The sequence below is a fragment of the Spirosoma sp. 209 genome, assembly GCF_002006735.1.
In the GTDB taxonomy this organism is placed as follows: domain Bacteria; phylum Bacteroidota; class Bacteroidia; order Cytophagales; family Spirosomataceae; genus Spirosoma; species Spirosoma sordidisoli.
In genome coordinates this window covers 17,690-34,248 of sequence record NZ_MVEC01000008.1, presented here as the reverse complement: position 1 = coordinate 34,248, position 16,559 = coordinate 17,690, and the positions used below count along the sequence as shown (strand labels likewise).

Here is a 16,559-nt window from a genome sequence, read left to right as displayed (position 1 = left end):
GTGCCGATAAGGCAGGAACCCGTAAACCGAAAACCGTAAACTATTTTAATGAATCGCCGACGTACGGCAGGATGGCAAGATGACGAGCACGCTTAACGGCCTGAGCAACTTTGCGCTGATTTTTCAGGCTGGTACCGGTTAACCGGCGGGGCAGAATTTTGCCCTGCTCGTTAAGCAGTTTCAGCAGGAAGTTGCCGTCTTTGTAGTCAATATATTTGATACCGGCTTTCTTGAAGCGGTCGTACTTTTTGCGGTTCTCGGTCTTCGAGACTGATTCGTTCTGCAGGCTCATGATTACTTGCTCTCAGCGTTTTCGGTTTGTTTTTTCTTTCCCACCAGTCCATTCCGCTTGCGGTCGTTGTAGGCCACAGCGTGCTTGTCGAGCGAAACCGTCAGGTGACGGATGATGCGCTCATCGCGGAGATACTCGGTGTTGAGTTTCTCGATGATCGTGCCGGGTGCTTTGAACTCGAAAAGCTGATAGTAGCCCGTGTTCTTGTGCTGGATCGGATAGGCAAGCTTGCGCAGGCCCATATTCTCTTCGTGAACGAGCTCCGCCCCATTATCGGTCAGCACTTTGCGGAACTTGTCAACGGCGTCCTTCATCTGAATCTCAGATAAAACGGGAGTTAAAATGAACACCGTTTCGTAGTTATTAGGAAACATTGTACGTAATTGGTTTGAAATGAGGGCGCAAAGGTAAGAAAAATCACCGAAGCACGAAAGAGAACGACCAGAAAATATCAGTAAAAACGAAACGAGTGCGACCGGCCCCGCCAATCGCACTCGTTTACAATCTATCTGGTCAGGAATTACCGCACGGTGAAAGAGCCTTCGCCGATGCGGAACCCTTCACAATAAATTTCGATCGTATGTTTGCCTTCGTTGAAACGCTGACCACCGCGCCCGTATACGAAGGTAACCTGCTGGCGGGTGTTATCGAAGCTAAACCGCTGCATGGCCGTATAGATGACGCCCTGTCCGTTATAGGTGAACTCGCCCGACCCCGTTGCCATGTCGGCGATGACAGCCCCTGCCGGGTCGAGTATACGCATATACAGGTCTTTCTCATCCTGCTTGGCCAATCCGTTCGGAGCCAGCCGAACTACCACCTTGACCTTATCGATGCGCCGGGCCTTGAAGCTATCGCCGTCACGTTCCTTACCGCGGGTATTGATGGCACTGACGGTGATGTTCTCCGCGCGCAGGGCCGCAGCAATGGTCACCTTCTCGCTTAATTCCTGGTTTTTTGATACCACAGCCGCCACCGAATCACTCAGTGTCTGGCGTTCGGCTTTCAGGCCCGAGTTTTCCTGAGCCAGGGTTTCGTTCTGCTGGGTGAGTATACTATTTTCTTCTTTCAGCCGGGCAATTTCCTGATCCTTTTGGACCAGTATGGCCTGGTAGTTCTTGATCTTCTGATCGTATTTGCGGCTGTCGAATGAGTTGACGTTGCGTAATTCTTTCTTATCGACCTCCAGTTGTTCCTTAACTTTCAGGAGCGAATCAACGCTGCCACCCAATTGCTGAATCTCGGCAATCTTGGCATCCAGCTGAGCCGAGATCGAATCCAGCTTGGTTTTGGTAACCAGCACCTCTTCGGTTTTGGCGGCAATGGTAGCGTCTTTCGTTTTGTTGTCCTGCCGTTCCTGGTACCAGAAGTAAAGCAATAAAACGTTGAGAGCTGCCAGAATTAAGAGGGCAGCAAGCAGAAAGCTACGGCTGTTGTTCTTCGGTTGGGGTCGGGGTTCCATGGGTGTCATTCGTAAGCCGAGAGGTTAGGTTGATTCTTGACCAAAACAAACTGATTGGGTCACTTATTGTACGATTCGACGGTTCACGGCGAAAAACTACGCGTTTCTGCGTAGTTCTCAAACCTATCTTTGCACAATCTTAATAAACGGCTGTTACAAAACAGACGGCCAGCCCCCTATGATTGCCGAAAACATTCGCCAGATAGAAACTGATTTACAGGGCCGCGCCCGTCTGATTGCGGTCACAAAAACGAAACCTGTCAGTATGTTAGCCGAGGCCTACGAGGCCGGGTGCCGCCTGTTTGGTGAAAACAGAGTGCAGGAAATGGCCGATAAGCAACCCCAGCTTCCGGCCGATGTAGAGTGGCACCTGATCGGACACCTGCAAACCAACAAGGTGAAGTACATAGCTCCGTTCGTGACGCTGATTCATTCGATCGATAGCCTAAAGTTATTGCAGGAGGTAAACAAACAGGCCGCCAGGTACAACCGGGTAATCGAGTGCCTGCTCCAGATCTATATTGCCGACGAAGAGACCAAGTTTGGCCTCCTGCCCGACGAAGCCGACGTTTTACTGAATAGTCCGGAACTTGATGCGCTGCCAAACGTTCGCATCATAGGACTAATGGGGCTGGCGACCAACACGGACGATCAGGACCAGATTCGGCGGGAGTTTCGCGGCCTCAAAACGCTCTACGATAAACTGGCGACCATACAGCGACCCATGCTTGCGTTTCGCGAATTGTCGATGGGCATGAGCGGTGATTACAGGATTGCGGTCGGGGAAGGCAGCACCTTAGTTCGGGTCGGCAGTGCTATTTTTGGGAGCCGATAACCTCAGATGTCCACGTCTGTCTTTACCACTCGTTAAGCAAGCGCCGAATGTGGACGTTCGGCTTTAATCCTATGAAATTCTTTATCTTATCCGGAGCCATACTGGGCTTACTGGGCGTTGCACTTGGCGCCTTCGGGGCCCACGCCCTGCGCGCAACACTAACCGCTTCGGGGCGGCTCGACACCTTCGAAACGGCCGTAAAGTACCAGTTTTACCATGCGCTGGCGCTGGTACTGGTAGGCCTGTTGATGCACGTTTTTGGTAGCAATCCGGCCACGGTCAAGTGGCTGGGCTGGGCTGGGAACTCGTTTCTGGGCGGAACGCTAATTTTTTCGGGCTCGTTATATGTACTGTGCGCAACCGGCATTACCTGGCTGGGGGCTATCACGCCCATTGGCGGGGTTTTGATGATTGCGGGCTGGGCGCTGCTGGCCTGGGCTTTCCTGTAATCGGATGACCGAACGAGCCTCAAACGACCTGCCCTCGTTTGAGGTCGCCCGGTACTCATTCCCCATTCTATTCTGTATCTTTGTAGTCTGATTCTGAGAATAATGCAAACTACTGTTCAGGCTGAAACCGCCCGTCGGCGGACGTTCGCCATCATAAGCCACCCGGATGCTGGTAAAACCACACTGACTGAAAAGCTGCTGCTGTTTGGCGGAGCTATTCAGACGGCGGGGGCCGTTAAATCTAATAAGATCAAAAAGTCGGCTACGTCAGACTTCATGGAGATCGAAAAGCAGCGGGGTATCTCGGTTGCTACGTCGGTGATGACCTTTGAATACAACAATCTGAAAATAAATATCCTCGACACCCCTGGTCACAAAGATTTTGCCGAAGACACCTACCGGACGCTGACGGCAGTCGATAGCGTTATTCTGGTTATCGACTGCGTAAAAGGGGTAGAGGAGCAAACAGAACGGCTGATGGAAGTATGCCGGATGCGCGACACACCGGTCATTATTTTCATCAACAAACTGGACCGGGAAGGCCGTAATCCGTTCGATCTGCTCGATGAGCTGGAAGAGAAACTCAACATTCGGGTGCGGCCAATGACATGGCCTGTGAACATGGGTTCTGACTTCAAGGGGGTATACAGCCTGATCGAGAAAAAATTATATTTCTTCAAAGTTAACAAAACAAAGGTTGAGGACGACGTACTGCCCATCGAACTCGCCGATAGCCTGCTGGATCAGAAAGTGGGTGATCGGGATGCCGCTCAATTGCGCGAAGATGTAGAACTGATCGAAGGCGTATACGACTCGTTCGATCGGCAGGCTTATCTGGACGGCAAGCTGGCTCCCGTATTTTTTGGCTCGGCCGTCAACAATTTCGGGGTTAAAGAGCTGCTGGAAGGGTTCTGCCATATCTCTCCCGAACCCATTGCCCGGCCTACCGATAAACGAGAAGTGCTGCCGGACGAAAAGAATTTCAGTGGGTTCATTTTTAAAATTCACGCCAACCTCGATCCACGCCACCGCGATCGTATTGCTTTCCTGCGTATCTGCTCGGGCGTTTTTGAGCGGGGCAAGTTTTACCACCATACCCGGCTCGACAAGAACGTTCGCTTTGCCAGTCCGTTCAGCTTCATGGCAGATAGCAAAAGCGTAGTTGAAGAAGGTTTCCCCGGCGACGTGGTGGGCCTTTACGATACGGGTACATTTAAAATAGGGGATACCCTGACCGAAGGTGAGGAATTGCAATTTCAGGGTATTCCCAGCTTCTCACCCGAGATCTTCAAAGAGCTGGTCAACCTGGATCCTATGAAATCCAAGCAACTGGACAAAGGTATTCAGCAGTTGACCGACGAGGGCGTTGCGCAGCTGTTCAACCTAGAGTTGGGCAACCGAAAAATTGTAGGTACGGTTGGAGAACTTCAGTTCGAAGTTATTCAGTACCGGCTGGAAAACGAATACGGTGCCAAATGCCGCTGGGTACCACTCAACTATACCAAGGCTTGCTGGATAACGGCCGAAAACTCCGCTAAACTCAATGAGTTTATCCGGCTTAAAGGCAACCAGATTGCTTACGATAAGGACCAGAACCCTGTATTTCTGGCTGAGTCTGACTGGATGCTGCGAATGAATCAGCAAAACAATCCGGACATTCAGTTCCACCTGACGTCTGAATTCAAAGTGACTGCTTAAGAGACGTCATACGGCGTGCTAAAAAAAGGGCTGGTTGTTTTCTATCCGAAAATTATCAGCCCTTTTTTAGCCCTGAGGCCTGTCGTTCTCCACAACCAGGGCCAGCTGCTTTTAGCACCCTCCGGCGGTCTGATTGTCAGCCACTCTTATATTGAAAGGTAGCTGGCAGGCCGATGGGCACGTTAGCCATATACAAACTTCGACGCCGTACTAACTAGCCAGCCCCGGACGATGGCGGATAGTTTAGCCATCAAAACTCCTTTACTTTGTCAGTTTACCTATATAGCCAGCCTCTCGGATCTGTCACCGATCTCTTTTATCTGCTTCATGAAGCCAAACATTGTTAAAACCCGACTCAAAAATAACCTGCCTGTCCTGGGTGTGCTGTCGAACACGACCGATCCAACCGTAGCAGAACTGTGCGGCTTTTCGGGGCTGGATTTCTATATGATCGACGGTGAGCACAGCCCTGTTACAACAGCCCAGGTTCAGGACATTGTGCGTGCCTGCGAAACGAGTGGTATTACGCCCCTGGCCCGGGCGCGAAGCAATGACGCCAAGCTCATCGGGCAGTACCTGGACGCTGGAGTGCAGGGAATCATGATGCCGGGGGTTCGTACCGTAGCGGAGCTGGAAGCCCTCGTTAAAGCGGTAAAATATCCACCGTTGGGCAGTCGGGGAGTGGCCCCTGTTCGGGCGGCAGATTACCTGCTGGGGGACATGAATCAGGGAGAGTTCGTTCAGTTTTCGAATGAGCAGACCTTGGTTCTGCCGCAGATTGAAGACCGCGAAGCTATCAATAATCTCGATGATCTGCTGGCTGTAGAAGGAGTAGACGGGTTCGTGATAGGCCCCCGCGATCTGGCAATGAGCATGGGGTATTACGACGGGCCCGGACATGACGAGGTTAAGCGCACGATTGGCAGCGTAGTTGATCGAATCAGGAAAGCGGGTTTAATTGTAGGTACCACGGCGGCTACCGGTGACCAGGCTAAGGCACTTGTTGACAGAGGAGTACTCTTTTGTCTGAACTCATTTGCCGGTCTGCTGAAGTCGGCCACCAGCGAATTTATGAAAGGGCGTCAGTGAATCGCAGTACGGAGTATATAGAAATCAGTGCGCCGGTGCGGGCCGATCAGGCTGCTGAGCTATCAGCTTTGTACCTGACTATTTACCCGCAGCACTACCAGCATTTATGGTACGATAACGGGGTCTGGTATCAGGAACATACCTATAATACAGATCAACTTAGGAAAGAGATTGCCGAGGCCGACGTTCAGTTTTATTATGCGTGTGTAGATGGCAAACCGGTTGGGTATATGAAGATGAAACTCAACAGCGATCTTGCTAATGAGCCAGGGGGATTGCAGGTCGAGCGACTCTATTTTTTGAACGAGTTTACCGGCTTAGGTCTTGGAACACTGCTCATGAATTATGCGCACGCAACCGCCCTCCGTTATGGCCGGAATTATACCTGGTTACACGTAATGGACAGCAATGTAAACGCTATCGCTTTTTATGAAAAACATGGCTACAAATCCGTCGGCGAAACCCACCTTACTTACAGTCAGATGAAGCCCCATTATCGGCGTATGCTTCAGATGAAGCGAGCGATTACCGACGAATTAGGGACCATTAATCACTAATGTGTTTAGTATTACAGCCATAATAGAAGAACAAATTGGAATTACACTAGAAAAATCATAACTATTAATGAAAACGACCTGGTCTTATTTTTTAATCACAACACAATACTTATAATTGACCATAAATAATTTTTAGATAGAGACCGGTAAAACATACCGATTCTAGTCGCTAAATGGGGTTTTGAAGCGGTTATGAGCAGAAATCTCGCCGTTAGGCTCACATAAATGGAATGATTTTAAAGGTTACTTTATTCTGAAGATGAAAAAAAAGTAGCCAGATGAATTGACTTTTGTAATAACCCATTAACATTGCACCAAAATTCGCCATTGGAGGGCTGTTTGCGGATGGTAAGCATACCCATCCGGCAACAACCACAAGCCCAATCGGGTTACAAACGGACAGGAGCAGCATTGTCAAAGGCACGGTACCTTGCAGGGATGCTGAAATTTTGAAAACATTTTACTTGGGAAACTAGTCAAGAAGAATTGTCAGGTTAACCGATAGGTGGCTAAGGCATAACAGATTGGCTAAAAAGTAAAAAAAAACACCTTAACAGTGGATAGGCCGTTCCCTAAGTTTCCGTAGCCGCGTTTGGGAGAATTACAGTTTAGTTTGAAACATTGCGTCAAAATTAACTCAATAAGTATGCGAACATTTATCCAACAACACCCCATGCGGATGCTGGCTGGACTCGTGTTGCTAGGTTTTGCAATGCCTTCTGTCGGTCTTGCTCAAGAGGCTGACACAGTCCGTCGGGACGCCGTACCGAGTTCAACAACTCCCAACCGAGCTTACTCCCGCGAAAACATCTACCGACTAGGCAAAGGAGTTTACACCGACACGTTACGTCGGGATGACTTCAAAGCACAGGCGAGCGATGTGGCAGAGCTTGACGATTGCGACACCACGTTCCAAACGTTTGTACTCGTACGGCGCCTGTCGCCCTGGCGAATCGGACTGTTTGCCGGTCCCAACTTTGCCTATTGCGGTACCTGGGAAAACACGTTTGGTCCTACCCGTCGTGACAACACCCTGTACAATGGTGCCGGCTTCAACATCACGGGTAACATCGATTACTTCCTGACACCTGCAACCCGTCGTCTGCGGTTCGGTGTTGGCGCTGCACTGGGTTATCAGAATTACATTACGCGCGGTGTTTACCGGGATTACCTATACGGCCTTGCTGCTGCACGGGGCGTTAACCGGGATCAGGTAACCATTCGCCAGCGGGCTTCAGAAGACATGTTTCTGACCGTTGGTCCGGTCCTGACGTTCACCGTAGCTCGTAGCCGTCGTAACCCAGACGCTACCACCTTTATCGAAGCTGGCGTACGGGGAGGTCTGTTCCGTACCGAAGCCGCAACGATCGCGGCCTTCATCCCGTCGCAGGGTGGATCCCTTCCAACGAACATTCCTTCGTTCGTAGAAGGTGGTGCTCTGCTTCGGACTGTGAACCCAAGCTACCGGCTGTATCATCCGGGTGTAATCGGATCGCTGGGCGTTTTCTTCCCGGTGGGCAGAAACAACTGGAACATCGGTATCCAGGGCCAAGGCTTCTTCACCCGCCTGAACTACATCATTGTGAATGGTATCCAGGATCAACTGCTGGAGTTCCGTCGTCAACACGGTGGCTTTAGCGCTGGTGTCGCCGTTCGCAAAGGATTCGTTCAGAAGAAGTTGATCCCGAAAGCACCAACTGTCTGCCCAACCTGCGATTCTATTCCGCAGCTGAACGTTCAGTTCAATGGCCAGTCGCTCAAAGGCGTATCGCTCTCGTACACGGATCAGCCTGTTAACCCATCGGCAGCCGCTCCGGTTATCAGCTGGCGCAGCACGACTCCGAATCCGAAGAACGAAACCTTTACCGCTCGTCTGTACTACCGTGCCGATTCAGTTGTAGCGGGTGCTCCGGGTGCTGATCAGGTGATCGCGCAGCTGGAAAACACCACCGATACTACGCTGACTTTCCCCGCTCAGTACTTTACGAATGGTCAACTGAACCGTGGTTTCTACTATGTAACGGTACACAGCCGCCAGTCGGCCAAGTGTGGTTCGTGTATGAGCGAAGTGGCTACAACAAGCTTCGCCAATGTACGTGTCCCCATCGACAAAGAGTCTCGGTTCCGTCACCGTCTGGAGCGTCTGGAAGTATTCTACAGAACGCCTGGCTCACGTGACTTCACCAGCATCTGTTACTGTAACGGTGAGATCACCGGTAAGACGATCAAGAAAAACCGTTTGTTCTACAGAAGCCTGAACCGCCGTCTGGCTACGGGTGAAGTTGAGTTCGACACCAACACGGTTATCCTGAATCTCCGCGACATCCCAGGCAATCTGGCAACGACTCTGCAGACCGAGAAGAGCAACATCGAAAACAACGGTGGTATTCGCTACAAAGGTCGTCGGGTTCGTCCGCAGGTATCGTACTTCCGCGCTGTGTTCACTGTCACCAAGCTGCCGATCAACGGTCAGCCTGAGCAGCAGGTGGGAAGCTTCAATACGATCATCAGCGACAACACCTACTCGATCACTGATCTGAAACCGCTGACCGACGCTGAGCGTACGAAACTGCTGGCACCGCCTGCACCTCGTAAGCAGACACCACGTCGCCGGGGTGGCAACAGTGGCCGTCGTTCGGATGTAATGTTCGGTGTAGAATAAGCACAGAGTATCAACTAAAAAAAACCGGGAGCCAACGCTTCCGGTTTTTTTATTGGGTGCTGACTACGCAAGGAAAAAAGGTTATTAATTGACTATGGTAAAAGCAGAAATAGCTTCGTAGGATTTGTAGCGTTCGGTGCGGGTACCTTTGGGCTTGGCATATACGTGCAACGTATGAGTACCGCGCTGTTTGATCGGCACCGTTAACCGATAGCCATCAGCCGTTAACTGGATGCTGGCCGGAACATGGCTCGTGGTAGAGCCATTTTGCCGGCCCAGCGAGCAAATGAACTCAACGGGCTGGCTGGTTTGTAGCGTGAGTGTAACCGCATTGGTCGACCGGATCAGACCTGTTTTGGGAAAGTTGTCGTCGAATCCAAGTCTGAAGTAGGCATCATAGATCTTGGGAAACTGGTCGAACTGTGCTTTACTGAATGGCTTGTCAAGAAGCTGCCAGCGCTGGTCAGCCGGGAAATGGTTGGCGCCGAACGCAACGGGTTCTGTGAGGAAATAAAAGTCGTTTGGCTGACCACCTTTTGCTGTTGTTTGTGCCCAGGCAATATCGACCAGATACCAATCGCCATCGAGTCGGACCGCGTTCCATTCGTGATCAATGTAGCGAATCGGCTGACCTGCCTCACTATCGTTGGTACGGGAGTAGCCCTTGACGTTCACGACCTCAATACCGGCCCGGTTGAGCAGGTGTTTATACAGCAGAGCGAAGCCCGTACAGACGGTCTTCCGGCTCCGGAGTACACGGCCGGCATACTCGGTCTCGGAAGAGTAACGCTGACCGCTATAGGCATCCTCGTCATACTGCACATGCGACGTAATCCAGGCGTAGACCGAGCGGGCCTTGGCCAGTTCGCTGCGGGCGGGTGCTGTCAGGTAATCGCTGAGCGTATTCAGGTTTCGGGTTGCCGATTCCGGTGTCTTGCGGGCGTAAGCGTCAATTACGCCATAATCGACGGTAACGAATTTCGATGGGCGCGGTATGTCGGTTGTCGATATAGATGGTTGCACCGCCGATTTGTTTGGCCCTGAAAAGGCGGTGAAGAAAAGCAGGCAGAAACAGGCTTGCAGAGAGGGGAGCAGCAGGGTAATTTTCTGCCGAAACCAGGTTGTGTATGTTCGCATTCCTCAGTCAGTATCACTAATTTCATAACACCAATGCAGGCTTTTTTATTGCTGATTTTACCCCTTCTGGTTATGCTTCCAGACAACACATACGCCCAACCGACGCCCGTTGGGGCGGCCATGCAAACGTATTCATTCCGGCTCAGGCCGGGACAGGATCTGAAGAAAGAACTGGAGAATGTGGTGCAGCAACAGCGGATCGGGGCGGGGGCTATACTGACCTGTGTGGGCAGTCTGACTGACGTGACGCTGCGGTTGGCCAATCAGGAAGGACCCAGTACCTGGCATGGACACTTCGAAATCGTATCGCTGGTTGGGACTCTTTCCGCCAATGGAAGCCACATCCATCTGTCGGTATCCGACTCGACAGGGCGTACGCTGGGTGGTCATCTACTGGATGGCTGTACAATATACACCACTGCCGAATTGTTGATAGGCGTCATGCCCGAGATCACCTATACGCGTGAGCCCGACCCTGCGTTTGGGTACCGGGAACTGGTCGTAAGAAAACGCAGGAAGAAATAAGCGCAAAAGCCACTCCCTGACAGGAATGGCTTTTGCGTATACTTATGCTGAAAATAAATGATTTAGTTGCGTTTGCTCATCTCGTCACGAATCTTGGCAGCTCGCTCGTATTCCTCGTTGCCAAGAGCTTCTTCGAGCATCTTCTGCAATTCTTCCGACGACGCGTTTTTCAGCTGATCACCGAAAGAGCGTGACGAGGGCCGGTTGGGCGACGAGCGGACCAGCTCTTCCTGCTCTTCCTCTTCGTCGGTGCCACTTGCGGTGATTCCCGCTTCAGACAGAATCGACTCGTTCGTATAGATGGGTACATCGAACCGAATGCCGATAGCAATAGCGTCGGATGGGCGAGCATCGATGACCGTTTCGCGAACGCCGTCGAAACAGACGATTTTGGCGAAGAAGATGCCTTCGCGCAAATCAGAAATTACGATCTCGCGAACCGTAAACCGAAACTGCTCCGCAAACTGCTTGAACAGGTCGTGCGTCATCGGCCGATTCGGAACGATTTTTTCAATCTCAATGGCAATGGCCTGGGCCTCAAACATGCCAATGATGATTGGCAACCGGCGGTTGCCATATTCCTCACCCAGTACCAGCGCAAACGAACCCGACTGCGACTGACTGGGCGATAGTCCTAGTATTTCCAGCTTAATCTTATCCACAGCGCGAATTTAATCAAAAGTAGTAACAGGGCCACCTGGTGCACAATAAGTAAGCGTTTGTGTTGCTTACCAATTTATGAAATTAGTCATCTATATGACAATCGGGGTGGCTCTGTTGCTACTCCCGATCAGTTACAGCCCCTGCACTGCCTTCGTAAGCCGTGGTAATACGTCGAACACGTCGCCAACGATACCATAATCGGCCGACTTGAAGAACGGAGCCTCGGGGTCTTTGTTGATAACAACAATTACCTTCGAGGAGTTTACGCCAGCCAGGTGTTGTATAGCGCCTGAAATACCGGCGGCTATGTACAAATTCGGGCTTACTTTGATTCCGGTCTGACCAACGTGCTCATGGTGAGGGCGCCAGTCCAGATCCGACACCGGCTTCGAGCAGGCCGTTGCGGCTCCCAACGCCTTGGCCAGGTCTTCTACAATAGCCCAGTTTTCGGGACCTTTCAGACCGCGACCAGCCGACACAACCAGATCGGCTTCGGGTAGCAGGACATCGCCAGTGGCTTTTTCGGTTTTCTTAACGGTGATTACAAAATCGCTTTCGTTCAGGGCGGGCGAAAACGTCTCTACGGAGGCCGTTGCCTCAGTTTCTTCCGGCGTGATGGTGTTTTTCTTGATCGCCAGAATTTTTACGTCGGCTTTCAGATCATTGTAGGCAAAGGCTTTGCCGGTATAGATGCTACTTTTGACCCGGAAGCCAGCCGACAGATCGGGTAATTCGATCACATTGGCCGCCAGGCCCGCCTTAAGTTTGCCGGCCAGTCGCGCCGTCATCGCATCGGCCAGTGATGATTTGGCCAGTACAACTACTTTACTGCTTTCCTGCTGGGCTGCGGCCGCAACAACGGTTGAGTAGGCCATGCCGTTAGGTTCGTTAAGCTTACCGTCGGCCGCGTGGAGCACCTTGGTGGCGCCAAAACGACCGGCCGAAGCCAGCTCGCTGTCGTCGGCCTGGCCAATCACGATGGCGGTGGCCGATGTGCCGAGCATATCGGCGACTTTAGCGCCGTAAAAAATTGCTTCCTGTGAAGATTTTTTGAGTTTGCCTTCGTCTAATTCGGCAAATATGAGAACAGACATATACGAGATTTCGGTTTATAGTTTTCGATACGCGGTTCACTGGACGAGGCCCGAAAACCGACAGGTGAAAACAGCATGTTATCAAATAACTTTAGCTTCGGTGCGCAGGAGCTGGATCAGGGTTTCGGCTTCTTCGGCCTTGATCATTTTCACGCTGCCACGGGGAGCGGGGAGTTCATAACTACCCACGGCCGTCAGTTTGTCTGTGCCGGTTGGCTCTACGATCTTCAGCGGCTTGGTGCGGGCGGTCATGATACCACGCATGTTCGGAATCTTCCATTCAGCAATCGGCTCCTGGCAACCCAGAACTAGCGGAAGCTTAGCCTCCAGCTCTTCTTTACCACCCTCAATTTCGCGGGTGATCTGAGCCGTGTCGCCGGCGATATCCAGCAGCATAACCGGTGAGATAGACGGAATACCAAGCATCTCGCCAACAATACCGTGTACCTGACCGCCATTGTAATCGATCGACTCGCGGCCCATCAGGATCAGGTCGTACTGCGCATCTTTGGCAATAGCCGCAATCTGTTCCGCTACAAAATAAGCGTCGGTTGGTTCGGCATTAACCCGGATCGCATCGTCGGCTCCGATAGCCAGACATTTACGAATAACGGGCTCGGCGTCGGCTTCTCCTACGTTTAAGACCGTTACGCTGGCACCCAGTTTTTCTTTTAGCTCAACGGCCCGCGCCAGTGCGTAGTCGTCGTAAGGGCCGGTGATGAACGTTACACCCGCTTTGTTAAGCCTGGTGTTATTGTCCGTAAAGGCAATTTTGGTGGTGGTGTCGGGCACACTCGTCACACACACTAAAATCTTCATTGGCTATGCGGTTTTGGTTGATATAGTGACTGATGATCGGTTTTTTGAAGCCTGCTTTCTGCCGGTTGGCAGCAGACATCGGAAAACTAACCATTACTTTTACGGCGCAAAAGTAATCATACGCCTATAGAAAGTATGCATGCATACTAATTTTCTTACCTGAATGAATAACGAGCGTATCCAACAATTAATTCGATTTGTACAGGAAGAACCCGGAGAGCCGTTCAATGTTTATGCGCTGGCTATGGAATACATGAACAGTCAGCCCGAGCAGGCACGGACTTATTTGGACCAACTCCTGAGCGATCATCCTGATTATCTGCCAACGTATTACCACGCAGCTGCTTTGTACGCCGAGTTGGATGAGCGCGATAAGGCGGCCGGACTCTACGAAAAAGGAATCAGGCTGGCAGAGGTACAGAATAACCAGAAGGCGTTACAGGAGCTGCAGCGAGCCCGGCAGGCGTTTGACGATGACGACGACGAGTGGTAGGTTTGGCTAGTGCCGACGTTTTTTCTTTTGCGTTACGAAGCCCTGTTTGAAGAGCAGCGGTACGATGGCCTGTTCGGGCAAGGTATAGCTGAGGGCTATATAGTTGGCTGAGGCTACTTTAGGCAGGTATACAAACCCGCGTATCGACTCGTTAGGCCCAAGGGTATTGGCTTTAAGGGCCAGTTCACGCCAGCGGTATTCTTCATAATCGTAGCGTTGCATCCGGTTGGCGAAGGTACCGTAATCGATGGCGCGTTTGGCGGCTATTCCCTGGTACATGAAATCATGGGTAATCCGCTTATTCACCCACTCCCGGTAAGAAGTTCGGTTTCGATTCGTAGAGGACGATACATCCGAGGCTACTGCAGCTACAAGCAGTACGGTATTCATGATCTTAGCCCGTTTCAGCCGTTTTTCTTCCTGCTTGCGTTTAATGCCGATCCGACTGGCTTCATAGGTTGGGTCGGCGGCAGATCGGGCGAGGGGCAGGCCGTTGCCGCGCGGGTCGGGCAGGGTATCCTGGTGCGGACCGAGCGCAACAAACCGAAAATCGGCGGGGTTGATGTCGATCGGGTGGTCGGTTCGGTTCTTGATTTCAATATCCAGTACAGCGTACTCCAGGTCTTCGCGTTCGAAAGACGCCACAACGCCTATGCCGTTATCTTCTGCTTTTGTAACGGGCCGACCGTCGATGGTAGTAATATCGCCCGAAGCGGGTTCCAGCTGGTAGGTCGTTATGGTAGGCGCACAGCCACTCAGTATTTGCAGTATAACGGCCGTGAATAAACTCCATTTAACGTAAATAGATGCTTTCATAACCTTCAGGGTAAGAGGCTATTTGCCTTATGATATATGTGTAAAGGTAATGAGCGGCAGGATTTCTATGTATCCGATAATCCCCATTTTTTTACCGACTGTGTATCTATTCATTATCCGGCATAGGGAAGTTCGGGCTGGTAAGCGAGCTGCGCTAGAACTGCCCGGCTGCTATAGCCAGCCATACATTGCGTAAACCCAGAAAAGCAGTAAGCACTACGACCAGCAGCATGGCTACATTCTGCCAGGGCCGGTTGCGGTATTGAGCCGGTAGAAGGGTTTTATTATTGACGGCCAGTAACAAAAAGACGGTTACCAGCGGAAGCAGCAGGCCGTTTGCCGCCTGCGCCAGAATGATTACCGGAATGGGTTTCACGCCGAGCAGGCCAAACGTCAACCCTATGGCCATGACGATAAGCCAGGTTGCCCGGTAGCGGCCGGATTGCTCAGACCAGCCCAGCAGACTCCGACCGGTAACGGCAGCGGCCAGTGGGGCAGTCAGGGCCGACGTAAAGCCCGCGGCAAAAAGCCCGAAGCCAAACAGCGCACCTGCCCAGTTTCCCAGCCGCGCGGACAAGGTCTGTTCAAACGTCTGAAAGGAGAAATCACCCGTAACGAGCATACCCGAAACCAGGATCGCCATTGAAATGAAGCCGCCAATCAGTACGGCCAGCGCAATACCAAACCGCATTTCGGTCAGCGATTGACCCTGTCCTATGCCCGAGCCTAAAAACAGATTATAGGGAACAATGGTAGTGCCGATCAACCCAATGACCAGTACTGTAGACCCATCAGGCAAGGCAGGCATGAAAAGGGCAGTGGTTAATTCTGTCGTATTGGGTGATACGCTGACAGCTACATAGGCGAAGCAGAGCCCCATAGCGAAGACAATAAGACCCAGGAAATTAGCAATGAGTCGGGTCGATCCCTGCCACAGCAGCGCTACGCAGACAATACCGACTCCTACCGTTAACACCTGACTCGACACACCCGTTAGTAGCGCCAGCCCCGATACAGCCCCCAGAATATTACCGGCCTGATAAGCTGCGCAACCCAGCGCGACGGCCCCAAACAGTACCGTCATCAGCCAGCGTACCCGGGGGCCGTAGGTTTGCGTCAGCAATTCGCCCAGACTCAGGCCGGAGGCTATGGTTACCCGGGCTGCGGCTTCCTGCAACAGAATAGTACCGAGGGTGGAGAAGGTCAGTGCCCAGAGTAGCCGAAGGCCGAAGCCGGAGCCAGCCATAGCACAGGTGGTAACGGTGCCGGGACCAATAAAGGCCGCCGAGATGACCGACCAGAAAAGTACGCTGCCAAGACCAGCGCGGAAGGAGAGCGATTTAGGCACAAAAAAGCGATGAGTTAGGAGTGATCAGCGATGAATGTAAAACAAACTCGCTAAAACTCATAACTCATCGCTTATAACGCCTACTACGACAGGTACTTCCGGAGCATCCACGCCATCTTCTCGTGGGCTTCCATCATACCGGTCAGGAAGTCGGCCGTACCGGCGTCGTTCAGGTCTTCGTCGCAGGTGTCAACGTCTTCGCGCAGTTCGCGGGTAATCTGCTCGTGATCGGCCAGCAGCCGATCGAACATATCGCGGGTTTTTACCTCACCGCTGGTGTCTTCTTCCAGGCTGGTTCCTTTGATGAATTCTGCCATGGTCGAGAGTGGCTTACCACCCAGGGTGCGGATTCGTTCGGCAACCTCGTCGATCATTTCTTCGAGCGCTTTGTATTGCTCTTCAAAAAACTCGTGGTATTCTTTGAAGCTCGGGCCCGCTACGTTCCAGTGATATTTACGGGTTTTGATATAGAGAACGTGCAGGTCGGCCAGGTAGGCATTGAGCAGTTCGTTCGCTTTTTTGAGCGAGTCTTTTTCCAGACCGATATTCGGTTGAATGTTCTTCGGCTCTTTCTGTTGGGTTTCCGGTTTGTTCAGATCGGTAGTCATAACATGAGTGTG

General features: G+C 51.8%; 18 protein-coding genes. 8 read left to right on the top strand and 10 right to left on the bottom strand.

The window, feature by feature from the left end:
- Window positions 1-40: 40 nt before the first annotated feature.
- The 3 genes from rpsR to B1C80_RS14650 form a co-directional block, all read right to left on the bottom strand.
- Entirely contained in the window at window positions 41-292 is a 252-nt protein-coding gene (gene rpsR / locus B1C80_RS14660) for a 30S ribosomal protein S18 (protein WP_012925715.1), read from the bottom strand.
- A gap of 2 nt (window positions 293-294) precedes the next feature.
- Window positions 295-666, bottom strand: coding sequence for a 30S ribosomal protein S6 (rpsF, locus tag B1C80_RS14655; protein ID WP_077921936.1), 372 nt, complete (start codon window positions 664-666; stop codon window positions 295-297).
- Window positions 667-812: 146 nt separating this feature from the next.
- Window positions 813-1,754, bottom strand: coding sequence for a hypothetical protein (locus B1C80_RS14650; protein WP_077921935.1), 942 nt, complete (start codon window positions 1,752-1,754; stop codon window positions 813-815).
- A 178-nt stretch (window positions 1,755-1,932) separates the two neighbouring features.
- Here B1C80_RS14650 and B1C80_RS14645 point away from each other — a divergent pair, with 178 nt between their 5' ends.
- The 6 genes from B1C80_RS14645 to B1C80_RS14620 all read left to right on the top strand — a co-directional run bounded on the left by B1C80_RS14645 (window position 1,933) and on the right by B1C80_RS14620 (window position 9,044).
- Window positions 1,933-2,589 carry a YggS family pyridoxal phosphate-dependent enzyme gene (locus tag B1C80_RS14645; protein ID WP_077921934.1) on the top strand — a complete coding sequence of 219 codons (657 nt, stop codon included), beginning with the start codon at window positions 1,933-1,935 and terminating at the stop codon, window positions 2,587-2,589.
- Between the two features lie 71 nt (window positions 2,590-2,660).
- Window positions 2,661-3,038 carry a DUF423 domain-containing protein gene (locus B1C80_RS14640; protein WP_077922055.1) on the top strand — a complete coding sequence of 126 codons (378 nt, stop codon included), beginning with the start codon at window positions 2,661-2,663 and terminating at the stop codon, window positions 3,036-3,038.
- Between the two features lie 102 nt (window positions 3,039-3,140).
- Window positions 3,141-4,736: a peptide chain release factor 3 gene (locus B1C80_RS14635; protein ID WP_077921933.1), complete on the top strand. Its 1,596-nt coding sequence runs from the start codon at window positions 3,141-3,143 to the stop codon at window positions 4,734-4,736.
- Window positions 4,737-5,063: 327 nt separating this feature from the next.
- Complete coding sequence (locus B1C80_RS14630; protein WP_077922054.1) at window positions 5,064-5,825, top strand: HpcH/HpaI aldolase/citrate lyase family protein; 762 nt, start codon at window positions 5,064-5,066, stop codon at window positions 5,823-5,825.
- Entirely contained in the window at window positions 5,822-6,382 is a 561-nt protein-coding gene (locus B1C80_RS14625; RefSeq protein ID WP_161492770.1) for a GNAT family N-acetyltransferase, read from the top strand. The genes B1C80_RS14630 and B1C80_RS14625 overlap by 4 nt, the downstream gene beginning before the upstream one ends.
- Before the next feature lie 646 nt (window positions 6,383-7,028).
- Window positions 7,029-9,044, top strand: coding sequence for a hypothetical protein (locus tag B1C80_RS14620; protein ID WP_369822704.1), 2,016 nt, complete (start codon window positions 7,029-7,031; stop codon window positions 9,042-9,044).
- 84 nt (window positions 9,045-9,128) lie between these two features.
- On the opposite strand, the gene B1C80_RS14615 is transcribed toward B1C80_RS14620, so the two are convergent.
- Window positions 9,129-10,181, bottom strand: coding sequence for a transglutaminase domain-containing protein (locus tag B1C80_RS14615; RefSeq protein WP_077921931.1), 1,053 nt, complete (start codon window positions 10,179-10,181; stop codon window positions 9,129-9,131).
- 72 nt (window positions 10,182-10,253) lie between these two features.
- Between B1C80_RS14615 and B1C80_RS14610 the strand changes: the two genes are divergently transcribed.
- Window positions 10,254-10,706 carry a PPC domain-containing DNA-binding protein gene (locus B1C80_RS14610; protein WP_236648795.1) on the top strand — a complete coding sequence of 151 codons (453 nt, stop codon included), beginning with the start codon at window positions 10,254-10,256 and terminating at the stop codon, window positions 10,704-10,706.
- A 62-nt stretch (window positions 10,707-10,768) separates the two neighbouring features.
- On the opposite strand, the gene B1C80_RS14605 is transcribed toward B1C80_RS14610, so the two are convergent.
- From B1C80_RS14605 to B1C80_RS14595, 3 genes are all read right to left on the bottom strand, one after another.
- Window positions 10,769-11,368, bottom strand: a complete 600-nt coding sequence (locus tag B1C80_RS14605) for a bifunctional nuclease family protein (RefSeq protein ID WP_077921930.1) — start codon at window positions 11,366-11,368, stop codon at window positions 10,769-10,771.
- A 132-nt stretch (window positions 11,369-11,500) separates the two neighbouring features.
- On the bottom strand, window positions 11,501-12,463 hold the full coding sequence (locus tag B1C80_RS14600) for an electron transfer flavoprotein subunit alpha/FixB family protein (protein ID WP_077921929.1): 963 nt from the start codon (window positions 12,461-12,463) through the stop codon (window positions 11,501-11,503).
- An 81-nt stretch (window positions 12,464-12,544) separates the two neighbouring features.
- Complete coding sequence (locus B1C80_RS14595) at window positions 12,545-13,282, bottom strand: electron transfer flavoprotein subunit beta/FixA family protein (RefSeq protein WP_077921928.1); 738 nt, start codon at window positions 13,280-13,282, stop codon at window positions 12,545-12,547.
- Window positions 13,283-13,445: 163 nt separating this feature from the next.
- On the opposite strand from B1C80_RS14595, the gene B1C80_RS14590 reads away from it, so the two are divergent.
- Window positions 13,446-13,775, top strand: coding sequence for an enzyme of heme biosynthesis (locus B1C80_RS14590; RefSeq protein ID WP_077921927.1), 330 nt, complete (start codon window positions 13,446-13,448; stop codon window positions 13,773-13,775).
- A gap of 6 nt (window positions 13,776-13,781) precedes the next feature.
- Here B1C80_RS14590 and B1C80_RS14585 read toward each other — a convergent pair whose 3' ends face one another.
- The 3 genes from B1C80_RS14585 to B1C80_RS14575 all read right to left on the bottom strand — a co-directional run bounded on the left by B1C80_RS14585 (window position 13,782) and on the right by B1C80_RS14575 (window position 16,547).
- Window positions 13,782-14,591 carry a hypothetical protein gene (locus tag B1C80_RS14585; RefSeq protein ID WP_077921926.1) on the bottom strand — a complete coding sequence of 270 codons (810 nt, stop codon included), beginning with the start codon at window positions 14,589-14,591 and terminating at the stop codon, window positions 13,782-13,784.
- A 154-nt stretch (window positions 14,592-14,745) separates the two neighbouring features.
- On the bottom strand, window positions 14,746-15,939 hold the full coding sequence (locus tag B1C80_RS14580; protein ID WP_077921925.1) for an Nramp family divalent metal transporter: 1,194 nt from the start codon (window positions 15,937-15,939) through the stop codon (window positions 14,746-14,748).
- An 83-nt stretch (window positions 15,940-16,022) separates the two neighbouring features.
- Window positions 16,023-16,547 (bottom strand): Dps family protein, encoded by a 525-nt coding sequence (locus tag B1C80_RS14575; RefSeq protein WP_077921924.1) that lies wholly within the window; start codon window positions 16,545-16,547, stop codon window positions 16,023-16,025.
- Between the last annotated feature and the right edge of the window lie 12 nt (window positions 16,548-16,559).